This is a genomic window from Enteractinococcus helveticum, from assembly GCF_001657475.1.
Classification (GTDB): Bacteria; Actinomycetota; Actinomycetes; order Actinomycetales; family Micrococcaceae; genus Yaniella; species Yaniella helvetica.
The window spans coordinates 1-1,617 of the sequence record NZ_LXEY01000093.1 but is presented as its reverse complement, the minus strand read 5'-3'; the positions used below and the strand labels follow the sequence as shown (position 1 = coordinate 1,617).

Here is a 1,617-nt window from a genome sequence, read left to right as displayed (position 1 = left end):
CCCCTATCTGTCAGCATGGGGTGAGACCAGCGGCTCGTAGCAAGTTCACTTTTTGATAGGGCCCGTTTCAGAAAGATTTTCCTTTGACGACTTCTTCGTATTCCATCCCATCTCCGTCCGTGGCAGGGCCCGTTTCAGGTTTAGCCTCGGTGGCGGATAATGGGGTTATGCACACTGATGGTTCCACTGACAAACCTCGCCGTCGGGTGATTAGCGTCGCCGAGAAATTGGCGCACCTGGAAGCCTATGATGCGGCGATCCAAACTCAGCAAGGCGGCGCGTATTTGCGGGCCAATGGGTTGTATTCCTCCCAGATCGTCCAATGGCGCAAGCAACGCGATGCTGGCCTATTTGATGGCAAACAACCCGGTGAGACTATTGGCAAGCCGACCAAGGAACAGGCCGAGATTGCCCGGTTGAAACGCCAACTGGCCGAGCGGGAGCGCGATTTGGAGACCACCCAGACGGCCCTGGACATTATTGGAAAAGCGCACGCGCTCTTGGAACAGCTCTCCAAGAGCGCGGACTCGGACGATCCCAAGCGCAACAACCGCTAAAAACCGCCTACCAGCAGTTAGTGGAAGCCAAGGTGCCCACCCGCCAGGCCCAAGCACTCACCGGGGTCTCGCGATCGACCATGCACCGAGCCGCTCAAGCCGAAGCCCGTGGTGGCACCGGCGACAAACACCCGGTGCCGCGATCAGCACCGGCCAACAAGCTCTCAGCTGCTGAACAAGACCACGTGCTGGCGGTGTTGCATAGTGATCGGTTCGTCGACCAGGCGCCCCAGCAGATCTATGCCACGCTGTTGTCGGAAGGCACCTATTTGTGCTCTGTGTCCACCATGTATCGGCTCTTACACGACCACGCCCAGGTGACCGAACGCCGCCGCCAAGCCCGTCATCCAGCCCGAACGATCCCCGAGCTGGTGGCCACCGCACCCGGTGAGGTCTTGAGCTGGGATATCACCAAACTGGCCGGGCCCGCCAAGGGCATCTACTACAACGCCTATGTCATGCTGGATATTTTCTCACGGTTCATTGTTGGCTGTGTCGTCCACACTCGCGAGACCGCCAGCCTGGCCGAAGACTTCATGGCCACCGTCTTCGGCGTCTATGGGATTCCCAAGGTTGTGCACGCAGACCGTGGCTCCTCGATGACCTCGAAACCCGTGACCGCGTTGTTGTCAGATCTAGACGTGGTCAAATCGCATTCCCGGCCGAAGGTTTCTAACGATAACCCCTACTCGGAGGCGGCTTTCAAAACCCTGAAATACCTGCCCGAGTTCCCGGAACGCTTCGGCTCCTTACAACATGCCAGAGCGTTTATGGATGACTTTGTTGAAGCGTACAATCACGAACACCGGCATTCCGGCATCGGATTGCACACCCCAGCCGATGTGCATTTCGGACTCACCGCCCAGGTCGACCAGATTCGTCACCACGCGATGCACACCGCCTGGCAAACCAACCCAGAGCGCTTTGCCAAACACCAGCTACCCAAACCCCTGCAGCTGCCCGCTGCGGCCTGGATTAACCAACCCGCCCCACCGTCACAGGAGGACACACAACTCGCCGCCTAAACACACGCTGGTCTCACCCGACTTGAAAATTACCG

Annotated in this window: 1 protein-coding gene; it reads left to right on the top strand. The window is 58.6% G+C overall.

Annotated features, from left to right (window positions below; translation table 11 throughout):
• Positions 1-167: 167 nt before the first annotated feature.
• A protein-coding gene (locus A6F49_RS14715) for an IS3 family transposase (RefSeq protein ID WP_150119536.1) occupies positions 168-1,582 on the top strand; the annotation gives its coding sequence in 2 pieces (ribosomal slippage) (positions 168-492 and positions 492-1,582; 1,416 coding nt in all).
• The last annotated feature ends 35 nt before the right edge of the window (positions 1,583-1,617 follow it).